This window comes from Streptomyces sp. NPDC087420 (genome assembly GCF_044744165.1).
Lineage (GTDB): Bacteria > Actinomycetota > Actinomycetes > Streptomycetales > Streptomycetaceae > Streptomyces.
This window is the reverse complement of record NZ_JBIUXU010000001.1, coordinates 622,240-640,618: the sequence shown is the minus strand read 5'-3', so window position 1 is coordinate 640,618 and position 18,379 is coordinate 622,240. Positions and strand designations below refer to the sequence as shown.

General features: G+C 71.7%; 19 protein-coding genes. 8 read left to right on the top strand and 11 right to left on the bottom strand.

Features of this window, described 5'->3' with window-relative positions; genetic code table 11:
* Positions 1 to 128: 128 nt before the first annotated feature.
* Entirely contained in the window at positions 129 to 1,091 is a 963-nt protein-coding gene (locus ACIO1C_RS02800; RefSeq protein WP_401857641.1) for an ATP-dependent DNA ligase, read from the bottom strand.
* A gap of 189 nt (positions 1,092 to 1,280) precedes the next feature.
* On the opposite strand from ACIO1C_RS02800, the gene ACIO1C_RS02795 reads away from it, so the two are divergent.
* Positions 1,281 to 2,966 (top strand): SpoIIE family protein phosphatase, encoded by a 1,686-nt coding sequence (locus tag ACIO1C_RS02795; protein ID WP_401857638.1) that lies wholly within the window; start codon positions 1,281 to 1,283, stop codon positions 2,964 to 2,966.
* A gap of 224 nt (positions 2,967 to 3,190) precedes the next feature.
* Here the strand turns inward: ACIO1C_RS02795 and ACIO1C_RS02790 are convergent, their stop codons facing one another.
* From ACIO1C_RS02790 to ACIO1C_RS02770, 5 genes are all read right to left on the bottom strand, one after another.
* Complete coding sequence (locus ACIO1C_RS02790; protein ID WP_401857636.1) at positions 3,191 to 3,775, bottom strand: hypothetical protein; 585 nt, start codon at positions 3,773 to 3,775, stop codon at positions 3,191 to 3,193.
* A gap of 220 nt (positions 3,776 to 3,995) precedes the next feature.
* Positions 3,996 to 4,823: an alpha/beta fold hydrolase gene (locus ACIO1C_RS02785; protein ID WP_401857633.1), complete on the bottom strand. Its 828-nt coding sequence runs from the start codon at positions 4,821 to 4,823 to the stop codon at positions 3,996 to 3,998.
* Positions 4,824 to 4,940: 117 nt separating this feature from the next.
* On the bottom strand, positions 4,941 to 5,750 hold the full coding sequence (locus ACIO1C_RS02780; protein WP_401857631.1) for an aminoglycoside N(3)-acetyltransferase: 810 nt from the start codon (positions 5,748 to 5,750) through the stop codon (positions 4,941 to 4,943).
* 94 nt (positions 5,751 to 5,844) lie between these two features.
* Positions 5,845 to 6,921: an LLM class flavin-dependent oxidoreductase gene (locus ACIO1C_RS02775; protein WP_401857629.1), complete on the bottom strand. Its 1,077-nt coding sequence runs from the start codon at positions 6,919 to 6,921 to the stop codon at positions 5,845 to 5,847.
* A 69-nt stretch (positions 6,922 to 6,990) separates the two neighbouring features.
* Positions 6,991 to 7,455, bottom strand: coding sequence for a MarR family winged helix-turn-helix transcriptional regulator (locus tag ACIO1C_RS02770; protein ID WP_401857626.1), 465 nt, complete (start codon positions 7,453 to 7,455; stop codon positions 6,991 to 6,993).
* A gap of 129 nt (positions 7,456 to 7,584) precedes the next feature.
* On the opposite strand from ACIO1C_RS02770, the gene ACIO1C_RS02765 reads away from it, so the two are divergent.
* From ACIO1C_RS02765 to ACIO1C_RS02745, 5 genes are all read left to right on the top strand, one after another.
* The gene (locus ACIO1C_RS02765) at positions 7,585 to 8,145 is read left to right on the top strand and encodes an NADPH-dependent FMN reductase (RefSeq protein WP_401857623.1); all 561 of its coding nucleotides are present in this window, start codon (positions 7,585 to 7,587) and stop codon (positions 8,143 to 8,145) included.
* Positions 8,146 to 8,203: 58 nt separating this feature from the next.
* A complete protein-coding gene (locus ACIO1C_RS02760) occupies positions 8,204 to 9,109 on the top strand; it encodes an aldo/keto reductase (RefSeq protein ID WP_401857620.1) in 906 nt (301 codons plus the stop codon).
* 99 nt (positions 9,110 to 9,208) lie between these two features.
* Complete coding sequence (locus ACIO1C_RS02755) at positions 9,209 to 10,234, top strand: LLM class flavin-dependent oxidoreductase (RefSeq protein WP_401857617.1); 1,026 nt, start codon at positions 9,209 to 9,211, stop codon at positions 10,232 to 10,234.
* A 70-nt stretch (positions 10,235 to 10,304) separates the two neighbouring features.
* Positions 10,305 to 11,186 (top strand): class A beta-lactamase, encoded by an 882-nt coding sequence (bla, locus tag ACIO1C_RS02750; RefSeq protein ID WP_401858034.1) that lies wholly within the window; start codon positions 10,305 to 10,307, stop codon positions 11,184 to 11,186.
* Positions 11,187 to 11,530: 344 nt separating this feature from the next.
* On the top strand, positions 11,531 to 12,265 hold the full coding sequence (locus ACIO1C_RS02745) for an NPP1 family protein (protein WP_401857614.1): 735 nt from the start codon (positions 11,531 to 11,533) through the stop codon (positions 12,263 to 12,265).
* 96 nt (positions 12,266 to 12,361) lie between these two features.
* On the opposite strand, the gene ACIO1C_RS02740 is transcribed toward ACIO1C_RS02745, so the two are convergent.
* Positions 12,362 to 12,850: a DUF2269 family protein gene (locus tag ACIO1C_RS02740; protein ID WP_401857612.1), complete on the bottom strand. Its 489-nt coding sequence runs from the start codon at positions 12,848 to 12,850 to the stop codon at positions 12,362 to 12,364.
* Positions 12,851 to 13,053: 203 nt separating this feature from the next.
* Between ACIO1C_RS02740 and ACIO1C_RS02735 the strand changes: the two genes are divergently transcribed.
* The gene (locus tag ACIO1C_RS02735) at positions 13,054 to 14,007 is read left to right on the top strand and encodes a GlxA family transcriptional regulator (protein WP_401857610.1); all 954 of its coding nucleotides are present in this window, start codon (positions 13,054 to 13,056) and stop codon (positions 14,005 to 14,007) included.
* Here ACIO1C_RS02735 and ACIO1C_RS02730 read toward each other — a convergent pair.
* From ACIO1C_RS02730 to ACIO1C_RS02715, 4 genes are all read right to left on the bottom strand, one after another.
* Complete coding sequence (locus tag ACIO1C_RS02730) at positions 14,002 to 14,796, bottom strand: FAD:protein FMN transferase (protein ID WP_401857607.1); 795 nt, start codon at positions 14,794 to 14,796, stop codon at positions 14,002 to 14,004. The two genes, ACIO1C_RS02735 and ACIO1C_RS02730, sit on opposite strands and share 6 nt — an antisense overlap.
* Positions 14,796 to 15,392: an FMN-binding protein gene (locus tag ACIO1C_RS02725; RefSeq protein WP_401857604.1), complete on the bottom strand. Its 597-nt coding sequence runs from the start codon at positions 15,390 to 15,392 to the stop codon at positions 14,796 to 14,798. The genes ACIO1C_RS02730 and ACIO1C_RS02725 overlap by 1 nt, the downstream gene beginning before the upstream one ends.
* Positions 15,393 to 15,401: 9 nt before the next feature.
* Entirely contained in the window at positions 15,402 to 16,769 is a 1,368-nt protein-coding gene (locus tag ACIO1C_RS02720; RefSeq protein WP_401858031.1) for a ferric reductase-like transmembrane domain-containing protein, read from the bottom strand.
* Between the two features lie 133 nt (positions 16,770 to 16,902).
* Positions 16,903 to 17,397 carry a MarR family winged helix-turn-helix transcriptional regulator gene (locus ACIO1C_RS02715; protein ID WP_401857601.1) on the bottom strand — a complete coding sequence of 165 codons (495 nt, stop codon included), beginning with the start codon at positions 17,395 to 17,397 and terminating at the stop codon, positions 16,903 to 16,905.
* A 159-nt stretch (positions 17,398 to 17,556) separates the two neighbouring features.
* Here ACIO1C_RS02715 and ACIO1C_RS02710 point away from each other — a divergent pair, with 159 nt between their 5' ends.
* The gene (locus ACIO1C_RS02710; protein ID WP_401857598.1) at positions 17,557 to 18,204 is read left to right on the top strand and encodes a nitroreductase family protein; all 648 of its coding nucleotides are present in this window, start codon (positions 17,557 to 17,559) and stop codon (positions 18,202 to 18,204) included.
* The last annotated feature ends 175 nt before the right edge of the window (positions 18,205 to 18,379 follow it).

Genomic DNA, 18,379 nt, shown 5'->3' with positions numbered 1-18,379 from the left:
TCCGGTAGAGCGGAAAGGGCTGTCACTGCTTCCCGGTGTCGCTGTTGCGACATGTCTCAACAGCGACACCGAGGCGGCCTCCGGCCGTCCACGTGCCGACGGGAGGGTGCGGGCGGCGTGGGGGCGCGTCAGTCTGTGGTGTCCTCCGGCGCGAGATCGGGGCGCAGCCGGTGCCACGACGGTTGGCGCAGGAGGCCGGCCCGGGTGCGGACGCTGTACGTGACCTCGCCGACGAGGCGCGGCAGGACCCAGCGCGCGCCGGCGACGCGGGGCTCCCGGTCGAAGGGGCAGTAATCGATCTGCGCGGTGTGCAACAGCTGGGCGAGGGTGGTCCGTTCGCGGTCGCTCCACCCGGTCCCGACACTCCCCATGTACCGCAGGGCGCCTTCCTCCCGGCGTCCCACGAGCACGGCCCCCGGGAGCCCGCCGAGCTGGCCGCGGCCCGGGACCCAGCCGCCGACGATCGCGTCCACGGTCCGCACGTTACGGATCTTGATCCACGCGCGGGAGCGCACGCCGGGCTCGTACACGGAGGTGAGGCGCTTGCGGATGATGCCCTCCAGGCCGTGCTCGCGCGTCGTTTCCAGCGCCTGGGCGCTGTGTCCGACGATCGCGGCCGGCGTCGACCAGGAGGGACCGAGGAGCCGCAGCCCTTCCAACTCCTGGCGGCGGTCGGCGTACGGGACGTGGGTGAGCGGACGCCCGCCCAGGTGGAGCGCGTCGAAGAGCATGAGGTGGGCGGGGACGGTACGGGCCAGGCTCACGGCCCTCGCGGGTGATCCGGCCAGTCCCATCCGGGCCTGGAGGCGTTCGAAGTCCGGGCGCCCTGCGTCGTCCAGCGCGACGATCTCCCCGTCCAGCACCGCCGCCACCCCGGTGGGGAGAGCGGTGCCCAGCACCCGCAGCTCGGGGTAGGCGGGCGTGATGTCGGCGCCCGACCTGGAACGCAGCACCACGGAACCGTCGCCCGGCAGGTAGACCAGCGCGCGCTGGCCGTCGTGCTTGGTCTCCGCGGACCACAACCGTTCCTCGGCCGCCGGGGGCAGGCCGCCCGGCGTCGCGAGCATGGGGGCAAATCGGGGCAGGGTCATGGCCCTACCCTCGACAGGCCCCCGGGCGTCCACACGCGGGTCGCGGCGATCTCCCCCGAACGGTGGCGCCCCCGCCCCCGCCTCACCGCCGGGCGGCCCTGCCGTCCGCCTTTTCGCTGGTCAGCGGCGTACGCCGATACCCCAGGCCCGTTCCGGCCTCCGGACTACACTGGACAAACCGGAGGTCACATGGAACACGACAGCAACCCGACGCCGGGCCATGCGTCGTCCGACGAACTCGAAGCCGACCTGCGGGCGGAATTGTCGATCGCGCTGGAATTGAACGGCATCGGCGGATTCGCTTGGGACCTCGATTCCGGCCGGATCCTTCTCGATTCCAGTGCGCTTTCCATATTCGGCCTGAAGGCGAATGAGTTCGACGGACTCATGACCACCCTCTACGAACGGATCATGCCGGAAGAACTGGACGAGATAAGGGAGCGGGCGGCCGAGGTCTTCGCGGACTCGCGGCATTCCATGAGCTACGGCAGCTACTTCCGCGTCCGCCACCCGGACGGCACCGTCCGATGGGTCCACACGCAGGCCGCCATCCGGCGCGATCACGCCGGGAAGGCGATCCGCGCGGTCGGTGTGATCCGCACCGAGCTGCAATACGCGGAGCGTAAGGCGATTCTGGAGTCCGACCGGCGGCACCAGGCCGGTGTGGTCCAGGCGACGACAGCCGCGCTGTCCCAGGCGCTCAGCGTGCAGGACGTGCTGGGGGCCCTGACGAGCAACGAAATCCTCGGTCCGGTGGGTGCCGTGGGAATATCACTCACGGTCATGGAACAGAACAGGCTGCGCCGGCTCGCCGCCGCCGGGATGCCCCCCGATTACATCCGCGATCTGGAATTCGGCCGCCTCGACGACGAGCGGCCCATCGCCGCGGTGTTCCAGCACCAGAATCCGCTGTTCATCACGCGGGCGGAGATCGAGTCCTCGTACCCGATGCTGTGGCCGTACATCAAGACCACGGATTTCACCGCGTCCGCGGTTCTGCCTCTCATGGCGCAGGCCAGGCTCACCGGCGTACTGGCGATCCTGTACGAGGGAAAGGAAAGCTTCTCCCCCGAGGAGCAGTATCTGCTGCTGGCCCTGTCGGCCACCGTCGCCCAGTCGCTCCAGCGGGCCCTCCTCTACGACGAGGAGCACGCGATGGCGGTCGGCCTCCAGGAGGCGATGCTTCCCGCCAGGATCGAGGACGTGGCGGGGCTGCGGGTCGCCGCGCGCTACCGCCCGGCGCGCGCCGGTCACCAGGTGGGGGGCGACTGGTACGACGTCCTGCCGCTCCCCGGCGGAAAGGTCGGGCTCGTGGTGGGTGACGTGCAGGGGCACGACATCCAGGCCGCCGCCGTCATGGGGCAGCTGCGGACGGTGTTCCGCGCCTACGCCGCCGAGGGGCACGCGCCGGCGGCGCTGATGTCCCGGACGTCGACGTTCCTGCACGGCCTCGACACCGAGCGCCTCGCCACGTGTCTGTATGTCAGCCTCGACCCCGCGACCGGGGAGGCGGAGGTCGTCCGCGCCGGCCACCCGTCCCCCCACCTCAGGACCGCCCGGGAGAGCACGCGCCTCGACGTGCCGGGCGGACTGCCCCTGGGGCTGTCGGACCTGAGCGACGGGCCGTACCCCACCAGCCGCTTCCGGCTCGGTCCCGAGGAGACGCTCCTGCTCTGCACCGACGGGCTGCTGGAGTTCCACGACACCGACATGGAGTCAGGGGAGCGCCAGATCCAGGCACTTCTGGACACCGGGCCCCTCGACCTGGACGCCATGGCGGAGCACATCGTCGCGAGCATCGAGGACCGCCAGGGCCAGGAGGACGACGTCGCCCTCCTCCTGGCCACGCGGTCAGGCGCGGGACCCGTTCAGTAGGGCAGCGGGCGGCCCGAGGGGGTCCGCAGGTCGAGGGGCGGGGGCTGCTGAGGGCGCGGGGCACGGGGGGTGATTCTGATCCGCGTCATCGGTCGTCTCCTCGTCCGGGAAAGCCTGATGGCGTCCGCACCGCCGGGTGGCGGGGCGTGCCGGTCCACGCTTATTACCCAACGGGCGGACGGACAACCGTCGGAGAGTCCCGCAACAGAGCGTCCCGCCAACCCTCAGAGCGTCCCGCGGCTCCACTCGGGAGCGATACGGTCCCACTCCCGCGACCATCGCAGCATCCGCCGCCGGTACAGCCGGTGCCGGGCCAGGGCGCCGAAGCCCAGGACCGTACCGCCGCTCGCGAGGCCCGCCAGCCCGCCGAGGATCACCGCGTGGAAGGCCGCCTCGTCCCGCGTGGCGGGCGGCGGCGCGGGCCTGCCCCCGGCGTCGACCCAGATCCGTACCGTACTTCCGGCCGGCCGCCCGCCGGGCACGGAGATCCGGCCCGTACGCGCGGCGCCGTCAGGAGCCTTCCACCGGACGGGAGCCAGGACCGCGCCGTTCGGCCGGCCCGCCGACGCGGGCGCGACAGGGGTGTCGGCGAGGAGCACGGCCGGGGTACTGTGCCGCAGCGCCCGGTGCCCGTCGGCCGCCGACCGTACCCCCTGGCCCGCCAGCAGCCCGGCCACCACGGCCACGGTCAGGGCCAGCGCCCACACCGTCGGCAGCATCCACGCCTCCACGGCGTCACTGCGCCGCCGGAGCGGATTGCGTCTCCAGCGCCACCACAGTCCCGGCCGGGGGCGAAGGACTCTCATCATCCGCGCGTACCCACCTCTCCCCATCCCATGGCTCGGCCCGCCGGGGCGTGTTGCCCCGACGCGCGGCGGACCAGGCACGTACGGGCCGTGGGTCCCCCCTCCTTCGTAACACGCGAATGTTGCGCGCACGATCCACCGGGCGGGGGCTTGAAGCAATCTCAATGAACGACATCGGGCACGCCGGCGCGCGATCCGCGCCCCGGGGGCGGTCGGCGCGCGCTCAGCGCAGGAACGCCGCCGTGGTCGCGACAAACCCTTCGGCGTCGTCGAGCCACGGATAGTGGCCCGCCCCCGGCTGCGCGACGTAGGTCGCGTCGGGGAACAGTCCGGCGTACTCCGCCACCGCCGAAGGGGGCGTGTTCAGGTCGAACTCCCCGGCCAGCAGCAGGACGGGGCCCTCATGGGCGGCGATCGCCGTACGCGTGGCCTCCGGGGTGAACGCGCCCTCCGCCCCGAAGAGGGCGACCGCCTCCTGGTTGGCCGGCCTGCTCTCGGCCTGGTGGCGCCGCGCCTCGGCGTCCCACCGGCCGGTGAAGAAGGGAGCGATGGCGTCCCAGTCGCCGCCGGTGCCTCCGGTGATCGCCTCCAGGGCGGCGAACGCCGGGGGGAACCACGGTTCGTCCTTGCGGAGCAGCGCGAGCGCGCGCCGCGTCTCACCCGTGACGGTGATGCCGACAGCGGCGGGGCCGGGGGTGATCAGGGCCAGCCTGCCGGTGTTCTCCGGGTGGCGGGCCGCGTACTGCACCGCGATGTTGGCGCCCGCGGAGTGGCCCAGCAGGTCGGGCCTGGCAAGTCCGAGGTGGTCGCGCAGGGCTTCGACGTCGTCCACGAGGCGGTCGCAGCGGTACGAGGAGGTGTCCTCGGGGACCGCGGACCCGCCGGTGCCCCGGAGGTCAAGGACGATCAGCCGGCGGTGGGCGGCCAGACCGCCGAGGTCGCCGAGGTAGGCGGAGTCCGCGGGGCCTCCCGGGACGCAGACGACCGGGTCGCCTTCTCCGATCGTGCGGTAGGCGAGCTGAGTTCCGTCGGGCGCGGAGAAGGTAGGCATGGCGGGGATCCTGTCAACGAAGTCCGGGCCGGAACAACCGGAATTACGGGGACGGGGAGGCGGGGAGACCGGGGGACGCGCAGACGGCGGGGGCGCCCACGTGCCGCCCCGGCACCGTCACCCCGGGACGGACAGCGGGCGGTGCTCGCGCAGCCAGCTCTCGGCGTAGGCCACCGCGTCCGCCAGCGGGAACAGCCGCACCTCCGCCGCGCCCACCCGGCCCCGTACCACCGCGCGCTCCTCCTCGAAGGCCGCGCCCAGCTCCGCGAAGCCGTCACTGGTGATCGCGACGTCGCGCACGGTGCTCCAGCGGCGGCCACCGGGGGTCATGACCGCGAAGGAGTTGTCGACCCGCGCGGCCGGAACGCGGTATTCGGCGAGGTGGAACGCCGTACAGGTGTCGAAGCCCGAGCCCAGCAGAAGGATCCGCGCCCCGGCGTCCTCCAGCCGCGCGAGCGGGCTGTGCTCGCCCAGTTGGCAGTCCAGGGCGTGGCCGTCCACGATCTCGGGGGCGCGCGGGCCCAGGGCCGCGAACGAGGTCTGCGGGTGGGCGCTGCGGAGGGCGCCGGGCCAGTTCCGTACGGTCTCCGGGATCACCCCGACGCCCCGCGTGGGCGTGACGCGGGGGTCGTACGGGGGCATGCACGCGCGGATCGCCGCCCACCAGGCCTCGGGCACCGGGGGGTTGTGCCAGTCGGCGGGTTCCGAGTTGCCGCCGGAGTGCGCCGGCACCACCAGGGTCCCGCCGTCGCCCAGGGTGTCCAGCAGCGCCCGCACGACCGTCTCCGCGCCGCCGCAGACCCAGCCCAGCGAGCTGAGGGAGGAGTGGACGAGAACGGTCTCGCCGGGGCGAAGACCCAGGTCACGCAGTGCGGCGGTGAGCGAGCCGCGCGTGCACAGGGGACCGGCCTGAGGCGGTGGGGACATAACCCTGAGTGTGCCCCGGCCCACGATCCCGCACCACCTGTTTACCTTTTCAGCACCGGGTCCGTACGGAGCCGGGGGACGCGGCGGCCACGGGTCAGCCGCTCATCATGTCCCGCACCAGCGGCGCCACGCGCGTACCGAAGAGTTCGATGGCGTTCATCAGCCGACCGTGGGGCAGGCCGTTCATCCCGTACTTGAGGTCGAAGCGCGAGGCGTCGAGCACCTTCAGCGTGGCGGTGATCTTGCGCGCCACCGTCTCGGGTGATCCGACATAGAGCGCCCCGCCGGGGCCGACATCCCGTGTGAAGTGCTCGAACGTCGGGGCGCGGAAGCCGCGCTGCTCGGCGACCATCGCCATGGTCGCCCGGTAGTAGGGCCAGAACTCCTCCACGGCCTGCTCGTCCGTCACGGCCACATGCCCGGGCGAGTGCACGCCCACCGGGCGGTCGGGGTGGCCGAACGCGGCGAGTTCGTGACGGAAGAGCCGCGAGAACGGGGCGAACCGCGCCGTCTCCCCGCCGATGATCGCGAGCATCAGGGAGAACCCGTGGCGTGCGGTCCGTACCACCGACTCGGGGCTGCCACCCACCCCGATCCAGGTGGGGATCGCGCCCGACTCGCTGTGCGGATGGACCGGCATCTCCTTGAGCGCCGGGCGCACCGTGCCGGACCAGGTGACCGGCTCCTCCTTGAGCAGCTCGGCGAACAGTTCGACCTTCTCCTCGAACAACCGCTCGTAGTCGGCGAGGTCGTAGCCGAAGAGCGGGAAGGACTCCACGCTCGAACCGCGTCCCAGGATGATCTCGGCACGGCCGCCGGAGAGGCCGTCCAGGGTCGCGAACCGCTGGAAGACCCGGACGGGATCGTCGGAGCTGATGACCGTCACGCCTGATCCCAGGCGGATACGGGACGTACGCGCCGCGATCGCGGCCAGCACCACGTCGGCCGCGGACAACGGCATCCAGTCGGTGTGATGCTCCCCGATCGCGAAGTGGTCGACGCCCGTCCGGTCCGCGAGGACCCCCTCCTCGACCAGTCCGCGGATCGTACGCGCGTGCGACAGCGGTTTCCCCGCGTCGTCGTTCGTCACATCGCCGAACGTGTCGAGACCGAGTGTGACCGGGTGTCCGCCGGTGGGGTTCGCTGAGGTGTCCGCTGAGGTGTTCGCCATGATCGTGCTCCTCGTTTCCTTGCGCTTCGGGACGCTCGCCGCGCCCCCGGGCCACCAGAAGGACCGGTGTCAGGCCGAGGGGGCGATGGCCCGCAGCGCGGCGGTCAGCCGGGTGATGTCGGCACTCTCCAGGTGGTCCAGGACGTGGCGCCGCACGCTGGCCAGGTGGGCCGGCCACGCCTCCTCCAGCCGGGCGAAACCGGCGTCCGTGAGGACGGCGTTCCATCCGCGGGCGTCTCCGTCGCACCTGACCCGCCTGACCAGGTCACGCCCTTCGAGGCGCCCGACCACCCGGGTCATCCCGCTGACCGAGAGGGTGCAGGCCGCCGCCAGCTCGCTCATCCGCAGCAGCCGGTTCGGCGCCTCGGACAGATGCATCAGAGCCGTGTACTCGCTCACAGGCAGCTGACGCTCACGCACCATGTCGGCGTCGACGGCGCGGGGCAGGACCGACATCACCCGGCCCAGCTCTCTGATCAGGGCTTCTTCATCGGCACTCAGGGGCCGGGGCGAGGGTCTCGTCTGGGCGGTCATGTCCCCATCATAGTTGCTTGACGAAGCAAGTATCGAGGTGTTTGCTTGACGAAGCAAGGATCGGTCCCGCACGCCGGAGACCGAGTGGCGCGTTGCCACCCACCGAACGAAGAAGGCAGAGGAACAGCAATGACCAGGATCGGGATCATCCTCGGCAGCACCCGCCCCGGACGTAACGGGGAGGCCGTGGCCCGCTGGGTGCACGAAGTGGCCGCACAGCGCTCCGACGCGGAGTTCGAGCTGGTGGACCTGCTCGACTTCCGGCTCCCCCACCTGGACGAGGCGTATCCGCCGGCGATGGGCCAGTACTCCCAGCCGCACACCCTGGCCTGGGCGGACAAGATCGCTTCGTTCGACGGCTACGTGATGGTGACACCGGAGTACAACCACTCCACGTCCGGCGCCCTGAAGAACGCCATCGACTTCCTCTACCGGGAGTGGAACAACAAGGCGGTCGGCTTCGTCAGCTACGGCTCCGCCGGCGGCACCCGCGCCGTGGAGCACCTGCGTCTGATAGCCGGCGAACTCCAGATGGCCGACGTACGGAGTCAGGTGGCGTTGTCCCTGTTCACCGACTTCGAGAACTTCAGCGTGTTCAAGCCCACCGACCCCCAGCGCGGCGTTCTCACCACCACGCTCGACCAGGTCGTCGCCTGGAGCGAGGCGCTCGCGCCCCTGCGCAAGAGCTGAACGCGGCGGTATCGGCGGGCCGCCGGGCACAGGCGGGAGACATGGTTACGATGCGGCCATGGCTGTCCTCGGACTGGGTTTGGCGGCGCTGGGGCGCCCGGAGTACCTGACGCTCGGTCATGGTGCCTCCCTCGGCGCCGACCGCTCGGTCGACGCGCTCCGCGCGCGCTGCGAGCAGGTCTGCGACGCGGCGTGGGCGGGCGGGATCCGGTGGTTCGACGCCGCCCGCTCGTACGGCCTGGCCGAGCAGTTCCTGTCCGGGTGGCTGACCGGGCGTGACGTGGCCCCCGACGACGTCACCGTGTCGTCCAAGTGGGGCTACACCTACACCGCCAACTGGCAGGCGCACGCCGAGGTCCAGGAGGTCAAGGACCACTCCGCCGCCGCCCTGGCCCGCCAGTGGCCGCAGACGGAGGCGCTGCTCGGGCCCTGGCTGCGGCTCTACCAGGTCCACTCGGCGACGCTGGACACGGGGATTCTCGACGACGACGCCGCGCTGCGGGACCTCGCCGCGCTCGGCGTCCCCGTCGGCCTCAGCCTCAGCGGTCCGGGCCAGACCGACACCCTGCGCCGTGCCCTGGCGGTCCAGGTCGACGGGGCGCCGCTGTTCTCCGCCGTACAGGCCACCTGGAACCTGCTGGAGCCCTCCGCCGGCACCGCGCTCGGTGAGGCCAAGGCCGCGGGGTGGACCGTGATCGTCAAGGAGCCGCTGGCCAACGGCCTGCTCGCGGTGGAGGGGCCGGCGACCCAAGCGCTCGGGGACCACCCGGACGTCACCGCGCTGGCCGCCGCCCTGGCCCAGCCCTGGGCCGACGTCGTCCTCTCCGGCGCCACGACGGTCGGTCAGCTGCGCTCGAACCTGACGGCGACCACCGCCCCGGCCCCCGACCCCGACCGCTTCACGGCGCTCGCGGTCGATCCGGGGACGTACTGGAACCGGCGCTCGGCGCTGCCCTGGACGTAGGCAAACGCTCCTCCCCCACCGGTACGCACAGGGACCACCTGCCACAATTGGCGCAGCGCTGGTGTGTGACAGAGCATGCCGCGGACCACGGAGGATCCTGTGCCGCTGACTTCGGAGCCGCTGCGGAAGCTGGGTTTCCTGACCATCGGGCTCTTCGACGACGCCGATCCCCGCCGGGGCCACGAGTCGACCCTGGAGATCATCGAACTGGGTGAGCGGCTCGGTTTCGACAGCGCGTGGATGCGGCACCGCCACCTCCAGTACGGCATCTCCTCCCCCGTCGCGGTCCTGGCGGCCGCCTCGCAGCGCACCAGCCGTATCGAGCTGGGCACCGCCGTCATCCCCCTGGGCTGGGAGAATCCGCTGCGTCTGGCCGAGGACCTGGCGACGGTCGACATCCTGTCAGGGGGCCGGCTCAACCCGGGTATCAGCGTCGGTCCGCCGATGCACTACGACCAGGTGAAAGAGGCGCTCTACCCGGACACCGCGGACGTCGAGGACTTCAGCTACGCGCGGGTGGAACGGCTCCTGGGCTTCGTACGGGGCGAACCGGCCACCCGTTTCAGCGGCACCGAGGGCTTCGAGGTGTTCTCCGACCGCGTCCAGCCGCACGCCGCCGGTCTGGGCAGCCGTATGTGGTACGGCGGGGGGAGCCTGCGGTCCGCCCGGTGGGCCGGCGAGCACGGGATGAACTACCTGACCAGCAGCGTCGTGAAGGCGGAGGAGTCCGAGGACTTCGCCGAGATCCAGCTGTCGCACGTCCGGGCCTTCCGCGCCCACCACCCCGACGGCGACCGCGCCCGTGTCTCGCAGGGGCTCGTCGTGATCCCCACCGACAGCGCGTCGCCCGGACAGCGGGCGAAGTACGAGGAGTTCGTCGCGAAGCGGACGCCGCGCACGGCCTCACCGCAGGGCCCCGCGCGCCTGCTGTTCGCGCGCGATCTGGTCGGCACCTCGGCGGAGATCGCCGAACAGCTGTACTCCGACGTCGCGTTCCGGGAAATCGACGAGGTCGCGTTCGCGCTCCCCTTCACCTTCGGCCACGAGGACTACGTACAGATCCTCACCGACATCGCCACGAAGCTCGGCCCGGCGCTGGGCTGGCGGGCACCGGACAAGGACTAGAGGGCCAAGGGACCAGAGGGGAAGCAGGATCTTGGGGTCGAAAGAGACAACAGCCGTGTCCCGCCGCCTGATGCTGGCGGCGGGCGCCGGGACCGCGCTGGCGGGCATCGTGCCCCTGGGGACGGCGGCGTACGCCTCCGGTCCGCGCGACCACACACTCACCCGGCAACTGCGCGGCCTCGAAAAGGAACGGTCCACGCGGCTCGGGGTGTTCGCCCAGGACGTGGCGACGGGCCGGACCGTCCTCCACCGGGCGGACGAACGCTTCCCGGTCTGCTCGGTGTTCAAGACGCTCGCCGTCGCGGCCGTGCTGCGGGACCTGGACAGGGAAGGTGAATACCTGTCCAGGCGCGTGCGGTACACCGAGCAGGATGTCGTACGGTCCGGATACGCCCCGATCACCGGCCTGCCGGCCAACCTCGCCGAGGGCATGACGGTCGAGGGCCTGTGCGCCGCGAGCATCACCCACAGCGACAACACCGCGGCGAACCTCCTGCTCGGAAGGCTCGGCGGACCGACGTCGGTCACCCGCTTCTGCCGCTCCCTGGGGGACACCGTGACCCGGCTCGACCGGTGGGAGCCGGAGCTGAACTCGGCGGAACCGGACCGGGCGACCGACACCACCGGCCCGCACGCCGTCGGCCGGACCTACGCCCGGCTGATCCTTGGTCACGCCCTCGACTCCGGGGACCGCGAACGGCTGACCGGCTGGCTGCTGGCCAACACGACGGGCGGCGCGCGGCTGCGCGCGGGGCTCCCCAACGACTGGACCGTCGCCGAGAAGACCGGGACCGGCGACTACGGCACCACGAACGACGTGGGAGTCGCGTGGCCACCCGGCCGGGGTCCCGTCGTCCTGGCCGTCCTGTCCACCAAGCGGGACCCCGACGCACCCGCCGACGACCAACTGATCGCCAGGACGGCCGCGTTGGTGACAGCGGCCCTTTCCTGACGCCCCCTCACCACCCCCGGTCCGGGCCGGGGCCGCGGGCGAGGTCCACCTGGACCCCGCGCTCGTCGAAAGGCATCCAGTCGATACCGCGGTCGCGCAGTCAAGCGCGGACGGCCGGGATGCCGCTTATTCGGCACATGGTTTCCGTGGAGACATTTTCTTTACTTGCAACTTGCCCCGGCCCGGGCTAATTTTACGCCGCGTCACATGGGAGACGCCTCTCCCCACCCCCACATTCGATCGTTAAGGCTGGTATGCGCAGCATGCTGTTTTTTGCGAAGAACTCCGAGAAAACGGCGCCCCACCCGAAACGTTCGAGGAGGCTCCGCCGCCGCTCCGCGCTCGTGAGCGGCCTCAGCGCCGTGGCGCTCGTCGTGGCGCTGCCGGGCAGCGCGAGCGCCGACGTCCTCACGCTTCTCCCGCAGAACGCCAACGGGTTGGAGCAGACGTTCTCCCCCGCGTACGACTACGACAAGGACGGCTGCTACGCCACCGCGGCCATCGGGAGCGACGGCACCCTCAACCCCGGCCTCGCCCTCGGCGGGGACGTGAACGGCCGCTGCCACGACCCCGCGCAGCTGAACAACGCCAACACGTATTCCCGTACGAAGTGCGACAACGGCTGGTGCGCCGTCATGTACGCCAGCTACTTCGAGAAGGACCAGGCCACCCTGGGCCCCGCGGCCATCGGGCACCGCCACGACTGGGAGCACGTCGTGGTGTGGGTCAAGGACAACCAGGCCGAGTACGTCTCGGTGTCGCAGCACTCCAGCTACCAGGTGGCCGCCAGGTCGTCCATACGCTTCGACGGGACCCACCCCAAGATCGTCTACCACAAGGACGGCGCCTCCACCCACGCCTTCCGCTTCGCCGGCACCAACGACGAGCCGGCGGAGAACGCCACCGGCGGCTGGTTCTTCCCGCGCCTCGTCGGCTGGGACGGCTACCCGGCGGGATTCCGCGACAAGCTCCTGAGTGCGAATTTCGGCTCCGCCACGATCAAAATCAAGGACGGCGACTTCAACTACGCCCTTGAGCATTCCATGCCGGCCGGAATTCCCTTCAATCCCAACGCCTGACACCAAAGGCGGCAATTGTTCTCCTGGAATCCCTGAGGGGCCGGTGCGCGCACCGGCCCCTCAGCCCCGCGCCGTTGAGGAAGCACGTCGTGGGAGTCAGGCTCCGGTGGTCGAGCCCGGGCGGACGATCATCAGGATCGTGACCGTCGCCCAGAGCAGATTGAAGATGCCGGTCAGCATCGCCAAGCGGGCGGTCGTGGCGCGCCCGACCGTCAACCGGCCCGTGTCCGCGCCCGTGTCCGCTCCCGCGAGAGTGTCGAGGACAGCCTCCTGGCGGGGCAGGATCAGCAGCCCCAGCACCCCCGCGGCCAGCGCGGTCAGCACGATCGACGTGATCAGCCAGGGACTGCCCAGGACATGCATGGAACGGGCCGTCGCGAACCCGAACACCGGTACGGCGAGGCCCAGTCCCGCGTAGACGCGGCACACGCGGTGCAGCACCCGTACCGTCGCCAGGTCATCCACCGCGTCCGGGGTGGCGGCCGCGCGACGGGCGGCGGCGGGGAACATGCTGGCCGCGACGGTCACCGGACCGATGGCGACGATGGCGGCCAGCACATGGACGATGAGCAGGAACTTGGTCATCGGGAGAGAGTCTCTTTCTGTGGTGTGGTCCGTGATCGTCCGGGCCACCGCGCTCACGCTAGGGTCGTGCGATCGCCTCTCCCATGGGCTGGAACGACAGATGTCAACGGATTCTCGCCACACGCCTGAGCTGGGGCGACGAGAGCTTCGGGCAGGACACCCCTGGTGTCCCGCACGGCGGGAACCCGTCTATCGTCTGTTTCGTGCATACGGTGGCGGTGCTGGCGCTGGACCATGTGGTGGCCTTCGACATGGCCGTCCCGATCGACGTCTTCGGGCGGGTCCGCCTGCCCGACACCCGCCGCCCGTACCGGGTGCGGGTGTGCGGGGTGACCCCGGAGGTGGCGGGCGACGCGTTCTCCCTCAGCGTGCCGTGGGGCCTGGAGGCGCTGGCCGACGCCGACACGATCATCGTCCCGGGCTGCTCCGAGCACGCGGGATCGCCCCCCGAGGAGGCCTTGGAGGCACTGCGGAGCGCGGCCGCCCGGGGCACCCGTATCGCCTCGATCTGCACCGGTACGTTCATCCTCGCCGCGGCCGGACTCCTGGACGGCCTGGGCGCCACCACCCACTGGGTCGCCACCGAGGCGTTGGCGCGCCTGTATCCGGAGGTGGACGTGCGCCCCGACGTGCTCTACGTCGACAACGGGCAGCTGCTGACCTCGGCCGGAGCGGCGGCCGGGCTCGACCTGTGCCTCCATCTGATCCGCCGCGACCTCGGCTCCGCCGTGGCGGCCGACGCCGCGCGGCTGTCGGTGATGCCGCTGGAACGCGAGGGCGGCCAGGCGCAGTTCATCGTCCACGAGCAGCCGCCGGTACCACGGGGGTCGGTGCTCGAACCGGTCCTGTCCTGGATCGAGGACAACCTCGGCCACGACCTCACGCTGGACACGATGGCCGCCCGGTGCGGGATGAGCGAACGGACGTTCAGCCGGCGTTTCCGCGAGCAGACCGGCACCACGCCCCTGCAATGGCTGCTGCGCGCCCGCGTCCGCCGGGCGCAGTACCTGCTGGAGACCACCGACCATTCCGTCGAACGTGTCGCGGACCAGGCCGGTTTCGGCTCGCCCACCGCCTTCCGTGAGCGCTTCAAACGCGTCGCCGGCACCACACCGCAGGCCTACCGCACCTCCTTCCGCAGCCCCGTACGGTCATGATCCGACGGACACGACCTCCGGCGGCAGCGTCACGACGTGGCGGTGGAAGCCGCTGGTCGTCCAGGTGGAGCCGTCGGCGGTGACCGCGAAACCCTCCGTGTCCGGCAGGGCCTCCAGCCAGTCACGGGCCCGGTCGCCCATGGCGTACGCGGCGGTCGCCCGTACGTCCGCGGTGGTCAGCCCGGCCGGGCAGACCACCGTGATCGACGCGAGTCCCCCGGCCGGCGCCTCGCCCGTACGGGGGTCGATGATGTGGCAGCCGCGCTCGGCGGGCCCCGAGGTGGCCACCCCCAGGTCGTCCCCGGCCTCGACCACCGTGGCGAGCACGCCCGGCCGCAGCGGGTCGGCGATGCCCACCCGCCAGGGTCCGCCCAGCAGTTGGACGTCGCCCCCGCCGTTGAGACAGACCGCGCCCGCGCCGGCCTCGGCGACCGTCCTGGCGGCCCGCTCCACCGCCCATCCCTTCACCAGCCCGGTCGGATCGAGCCCGCCCGCGTAGCCGGTCGTGAACCATCCCCCGCTCTCCCGCTCGGCCGCCGCGCACAGGGCCAGCACCTCGGGAACGTCGGCGTCGCAGTCGGCCTCCGCCAGTTCGCCCCGGGCGAAGCGCATGATCTCGCTGTCCTGGCGGTACGTCGAGAAGACCGCGTCGGCGCGGTGGAGCGAGGCGACGGCGGCGCGCAGCCCGGCGCGGACCCGGGTCTCGTCGTGCACGCCCCGGAGGTCGAACGAGAAGACCGTACCCATCGACTCCTCGACGTGACGCAGGCGTTCGCCTTCGGCGGCCATCAGACCCCGGCCTTGTCGAGGGCGCTCTGGAGCGAGTCCTGGTAGCCCTTGCTGGTGTAACTGGCGCCCGAGACGGCGTCGATCCCCGCGCTCTGCGCCGTAAGGGCGGCCTGGTTGAGCTTGGGGACGGCGTTGGCGGTGACCGACTTGCTCTGCGCGTCGGAACCGGGCGCCTGAACTGCCGCCGCCTTGACGATCTTTGTGCCGCTGAGAGTCAACTGCACCTGAACGGGGCCGTACTGGGTGTCGACCGCGTCGCCCAGCACCGTCCGCACGCGCGGCGGCGCGGGCCGGGCCGGCCGGCTCGCGACGGGGGCCTTCGGAGCCGGGGCCCCCGCGTCCTCGGCACCGGCGTCCTGGGCGCCCGCCGACGGAGCACCGGCGGCCGGGGCGTCGGCGGCCGGGGCGCCCGCCGACGGGGCGTCGCCCGCCGCCTGCGGGGCCCCGGCCGGCGGGGCGGCCACGCCGCCCGGCGGCACGGTGGCCACCGCCACCGACGACCCGCCGGGCTGCTTCAGCGCGAGCAGCAGGACAAGGCCCGACGCGGTCGCGGCGACACCGATCATGATCCGCCGCAGCGGATGTCTCCTCTTCACGGGTGTGCCTCACATCTCGAAGGATTCGTGGTGGATGCGGCGGGCGGGCACGCCCGCCGCGCGCAGGGCCTCGTAGGACTGGCGGGCCAGTCCGGTGGGACCGCAGACGTACACGTCGTGGTCGTCGATGTCCGGGAGCAGTTCGCGCAACCGCTGCGGTGTGATCTCGGGCCTGACGCCGTCAGGCCCGTTGACCGCGTACAGGAGTCGCGCGCCGCGTGCGGACGCGATCCGCCGCAACTCACCCCAGAGCGCCAGGTCTTCGGTCTTGCTGGCCCGGTAGAGCAGGGTCAGGTCGCCCGGTTCGCCGGGCAGCGTCTCGAACAGCGCCCGCATCGGGGTGATCCCGGCGCCGCCCGCGATCATCAGCACCTTCTCCTGACTGCGCCGGGCCGCCGTCATCGCTCCGTACGGACCCTCCGCCCAGACCCGGGTCCCGGGCCGCAGCCCGGCCACGGCCTCGCTGTGCTCGCCGTTCGCCTTGACGGTGATGCGCAGCAGGTCGGGACGCGGTGGCGCGGACAGGGAGTACGGGTTGGAGCTCCAGCGCAGTCCGTCCGTGAGGAACCGCCAGCGGAAGAACTGTCCGGGCTGCGCGCCGAGCCGGTGCAGCCGCCGCCCGGTGATCAGTACGGAGACCACGCCGGGTGACTCGTACACGGTCTTCTCGACCCGCATGCGGTGCCGCCGGTTGAGCCGGATCGGCGCGAGGACGCGGTACCAGAGCAGCAGGAGGCCGGCCGCGCCGTACAGCGCGTACCAGGCGGTGCGGGCCATCGGGTTCGCCACGAACTCGGCCCCGGCGGCCAGTTGGTGCCAGAAGGTCAGGTAGACCGCGACATAGGTGAGGAGGTGCAGGTAGTACCAGGTCTCGTAGCGCATCCTGCGCCGTACCGCCCGCGCCGAGACAAAGCCGATCAGCAGGAGGATCGCGGTGCCGATGGTCGCCTCGATCATGCGCGGGAAGTCGAGGACGAGGACGACGGTCTGCTCCACGAAGCCCGTGTTGGCCTGGACGGAGTAGCCGCCGATGGTCAGCAGGAGGTGGGCGAGCACCAGACTGACCGCGTACCGGCCGCTCATCGCGTGCCAGCGGGTCACCCGGTCGGAGCCCACCCGCCGTTCCAGCGCGGGGACCCGGGCCATCAGCAGGATGACGATCGCGATCGTGTAGCCGCCGAGGAGTCCGGTGAGGCGGCCCCCTCCGATCAGCCACTCGGCCATGTCCACATGGACGACCGGGGTGTTCTGCCACCACAGCGCCATGACGGCCACGGCGCCGGCCCAGCACGCCGCCAACAGGGTTCGCGCGCCCGACCGTTGAGGGCGTATCGCGCGCATGGTCTGCCGTCGCGCGGCCCGGCCGTTGTGCATCATCGCCAAGGGAATGCTCCTCGATTCGCCCATGTGCCCGGCCATACGGATTTCGGCGGCGGCGGGTTCAATCGGAGAGCGGTCCGGAGCGGCGACTTCGTACTTTGGTGGTTCCTCCCGGACCACCTGTACGGATTTACGGCTGTACGTTCCCGCCCGGCCGGCGCGCGCCGGCGTCCAGCAACTTCCCGAGGAGGGAGGAGAGTTGCTCGCGCTCCCCGGCGGTGAGGCCGTCGAACGTCTCGTCCAGGAACGCGGGGGTCGCCTCCTCGGCCCGGGCGAGGAGCGCCCGGCCCGACTCGGTGAGGGTGACGGCGTAGGCGCGCCGGTCGCCGGGGGCGGGTTCACGGCGTACGTGCCCGGCGCGCTCCAGGCTGTCGCAGACGCCGACCATCACGGAGCGGTCGATGCGCAGCTCCTCGCCGAGGAGCCGCTGTGAGCTGGGGCCGACGGCCGCCAGCATCTTCAGCACCAGGTGCTGGCCGACACCGATCCCCAGCTCGGCCGCGCGAGTGTCCGCGGCCCGCGCGACGGCGGCCGACGCCCGGCACAGCGCGATGTCGAGTCGCTCCGCCGCGAGCTGCGGGAAGTAGGCCGCGCCCTGGCGGCTCGTGGTGGTCCTGGCCGCCATGGGGCCTCCTTCGTCTCGCCGCGACCGTACCAGAATCGTCTTGGCCCAGATTGTTTGACCGCAAACAGAAGCTCATCGTACGCTCGCCGACAATCTGTCCGCAGATTATCTGTGGACACCCGCCCGCGAGGAGTGCCCCGTGACCCCGAGGACCACCCTGTGACCCTGTCCCTGACCCCGGACGAGCTGCTGTCCACCACCCGGGCGGTACGCAAACGCCTCGACCTGACCCGCCCCGTCCCCCGCACCCTGATCGAGGAGTGCGTGGACCTGGCCACGCAGGCGCCGACCGGGCGCAACCGGCAGCGCTGGCACTTCCTCGTCGTCACCGAGCCGGCGCCGAGGCGGACGGTGGCCGACGTCTACCGCCGGGCGGTGACCACCGGGGGCGGGCGGGCGCCCACCGAGCGGGACATGCGGCGCATGTACACCCACCCGGGCTCCATGGAACGGATCTCCGACGGCTTCCGGCACCTGTACGAGAACATCGACCGCGTCCCCGCCTTTGTCATCCCCGCCGTGGAGGGGCGCACGGACGGGGCCTCCGCGCTCGATCAGTCCATGACCTGGGGGTCGATCCTGCCGGCGGTGTGGAGTTTCATGCTCGCCGCCCGCGCCCGCGGCCTGGGAACGGTGTGGACCACGGCCCACGGCCCCCTCGAACGCGAGCTAGCCGACGTGCTGGGTGTCCCGTACGAGGAGGTGATGCTCGCCGCGTTCCTGCCGCTCGCCTTCACCCTCGGCACGGACTTCGGGCCCGCCCACCGGATCCCTCGCGAGGAGGTCCTGCACTGGGAAGGCTGGTAGGCCGGAGCCGGCGTCCGGCATTCCGGGCGGCGAAAAGCCCCGGACTCGGTGAACGAGTCCGGGGCTTCCCCGCGGAGCGCTGGGCAGGCCTTGCACCTGCATTTCCCCGCAGGAAGCGGGGCGTCTTTCCTTGGACCACCAACGCCGGGCCCGGCAACCGGAGTTCCGGTCGCGA

Coding starts and splice junctions, on each gene's coding strand:
- ACIO1C_RS02775 (WP_401857629.1), bottom strand. CDS start 6,921: ATGGCGAACACCTCAGCGGACACCTCAGCGAACCCCACCGGCGGACAC.
- ACIO1C_RS02760 (WP_401857620.1), top strand. CDS start 8,204: ATGGCTGTCCTCGGACTGGGTTTGGCGGCGCTGGGGCGCCCGGAGTAC.
- ACIO1C_RS02730 (WP_401857607.1), bottom strand. CDS start 14,796: ATGGCCGCCGAAGGCGAACGCCTGCGTCACGTCGAGGAGTCGATGGGT.
- ACIO1C_RS02740 (WP_401857612.1), bottom strand. CDS start 12,850: ATGACCAAGTTCCTGCTCATCGTCCATGTGCTGGCCGCCATCGTCGCC.
- ACIO1C_RS02715 (WP_401857601.1), bottom strand. CDS start 17,397: ATGGCGGCCAGGACCACCACGAGCCGCCAGGGCGCGGCCTACTTCCCG.
- ACIO1C_RS02800 (WP_401857641.1), bottom strand. CDS start 1,091: ATGACCCTGCCCCGATTTGCCCCCATGCTCGCGACGCCGGGCGGCCTG.
- ACIO1C_RS02795 (WP_401857638.1), top strand. CDS start 1,281: ATGGAACACGACAGCAACCCGACGCCGGGCCATGCGTCGTCCGACGAA.
- ACIO1C_RS02770 (WP_401857626.1), bottom strand. CDS start 7,455: ATGACCGCCCAGACGAGACCCTCGCCCCGGCCCCTGAGTGCCGATGAA.
- ACIO1C_RS02780 (WP_401857631.1), bottom strand. CDS start 5,750: ATGTCCCCACCGCCTCAGGCCGGTCCCCTGTGCACGCGCGGCTCGCTC.
- ACIO1C_RS02720 (WP_401858031.1), bottom strand. CDS start 16,769: ATGATGCACAACGGCCGGGCCGCGCGACGGCAGACCATGCGCGCGATA.
- ACIO1C_RS02790 (WP_401857636.1), bottom strand. CDS start 3,775: ATGATGAGAGTCCTTCGCCCCCGGCCGGGACTGTGGTGGCGCTGGAGA.
- ACIO1C_RS02765 (WP_401857623.1), top strand. CDS start 7,585: ATGACCAGGATCGGGATCATCCTCGGCAGCACCCGCCCCGGACGTAAC.
- ACIO1C_RS02785 (WP_401857633.1), bottom strand. CDS start 4,823: ATGCCTACCTTCTCCGCGCCCGACGGAACTCAGCTCGCCTACCGCACG.
- bla (WP_401858034.1), top strand. CDS start 10,305: ATGCTGGCGGCGGGCGCCGGGACCGCGCTGGCGGGCATCGTGCCCCTG.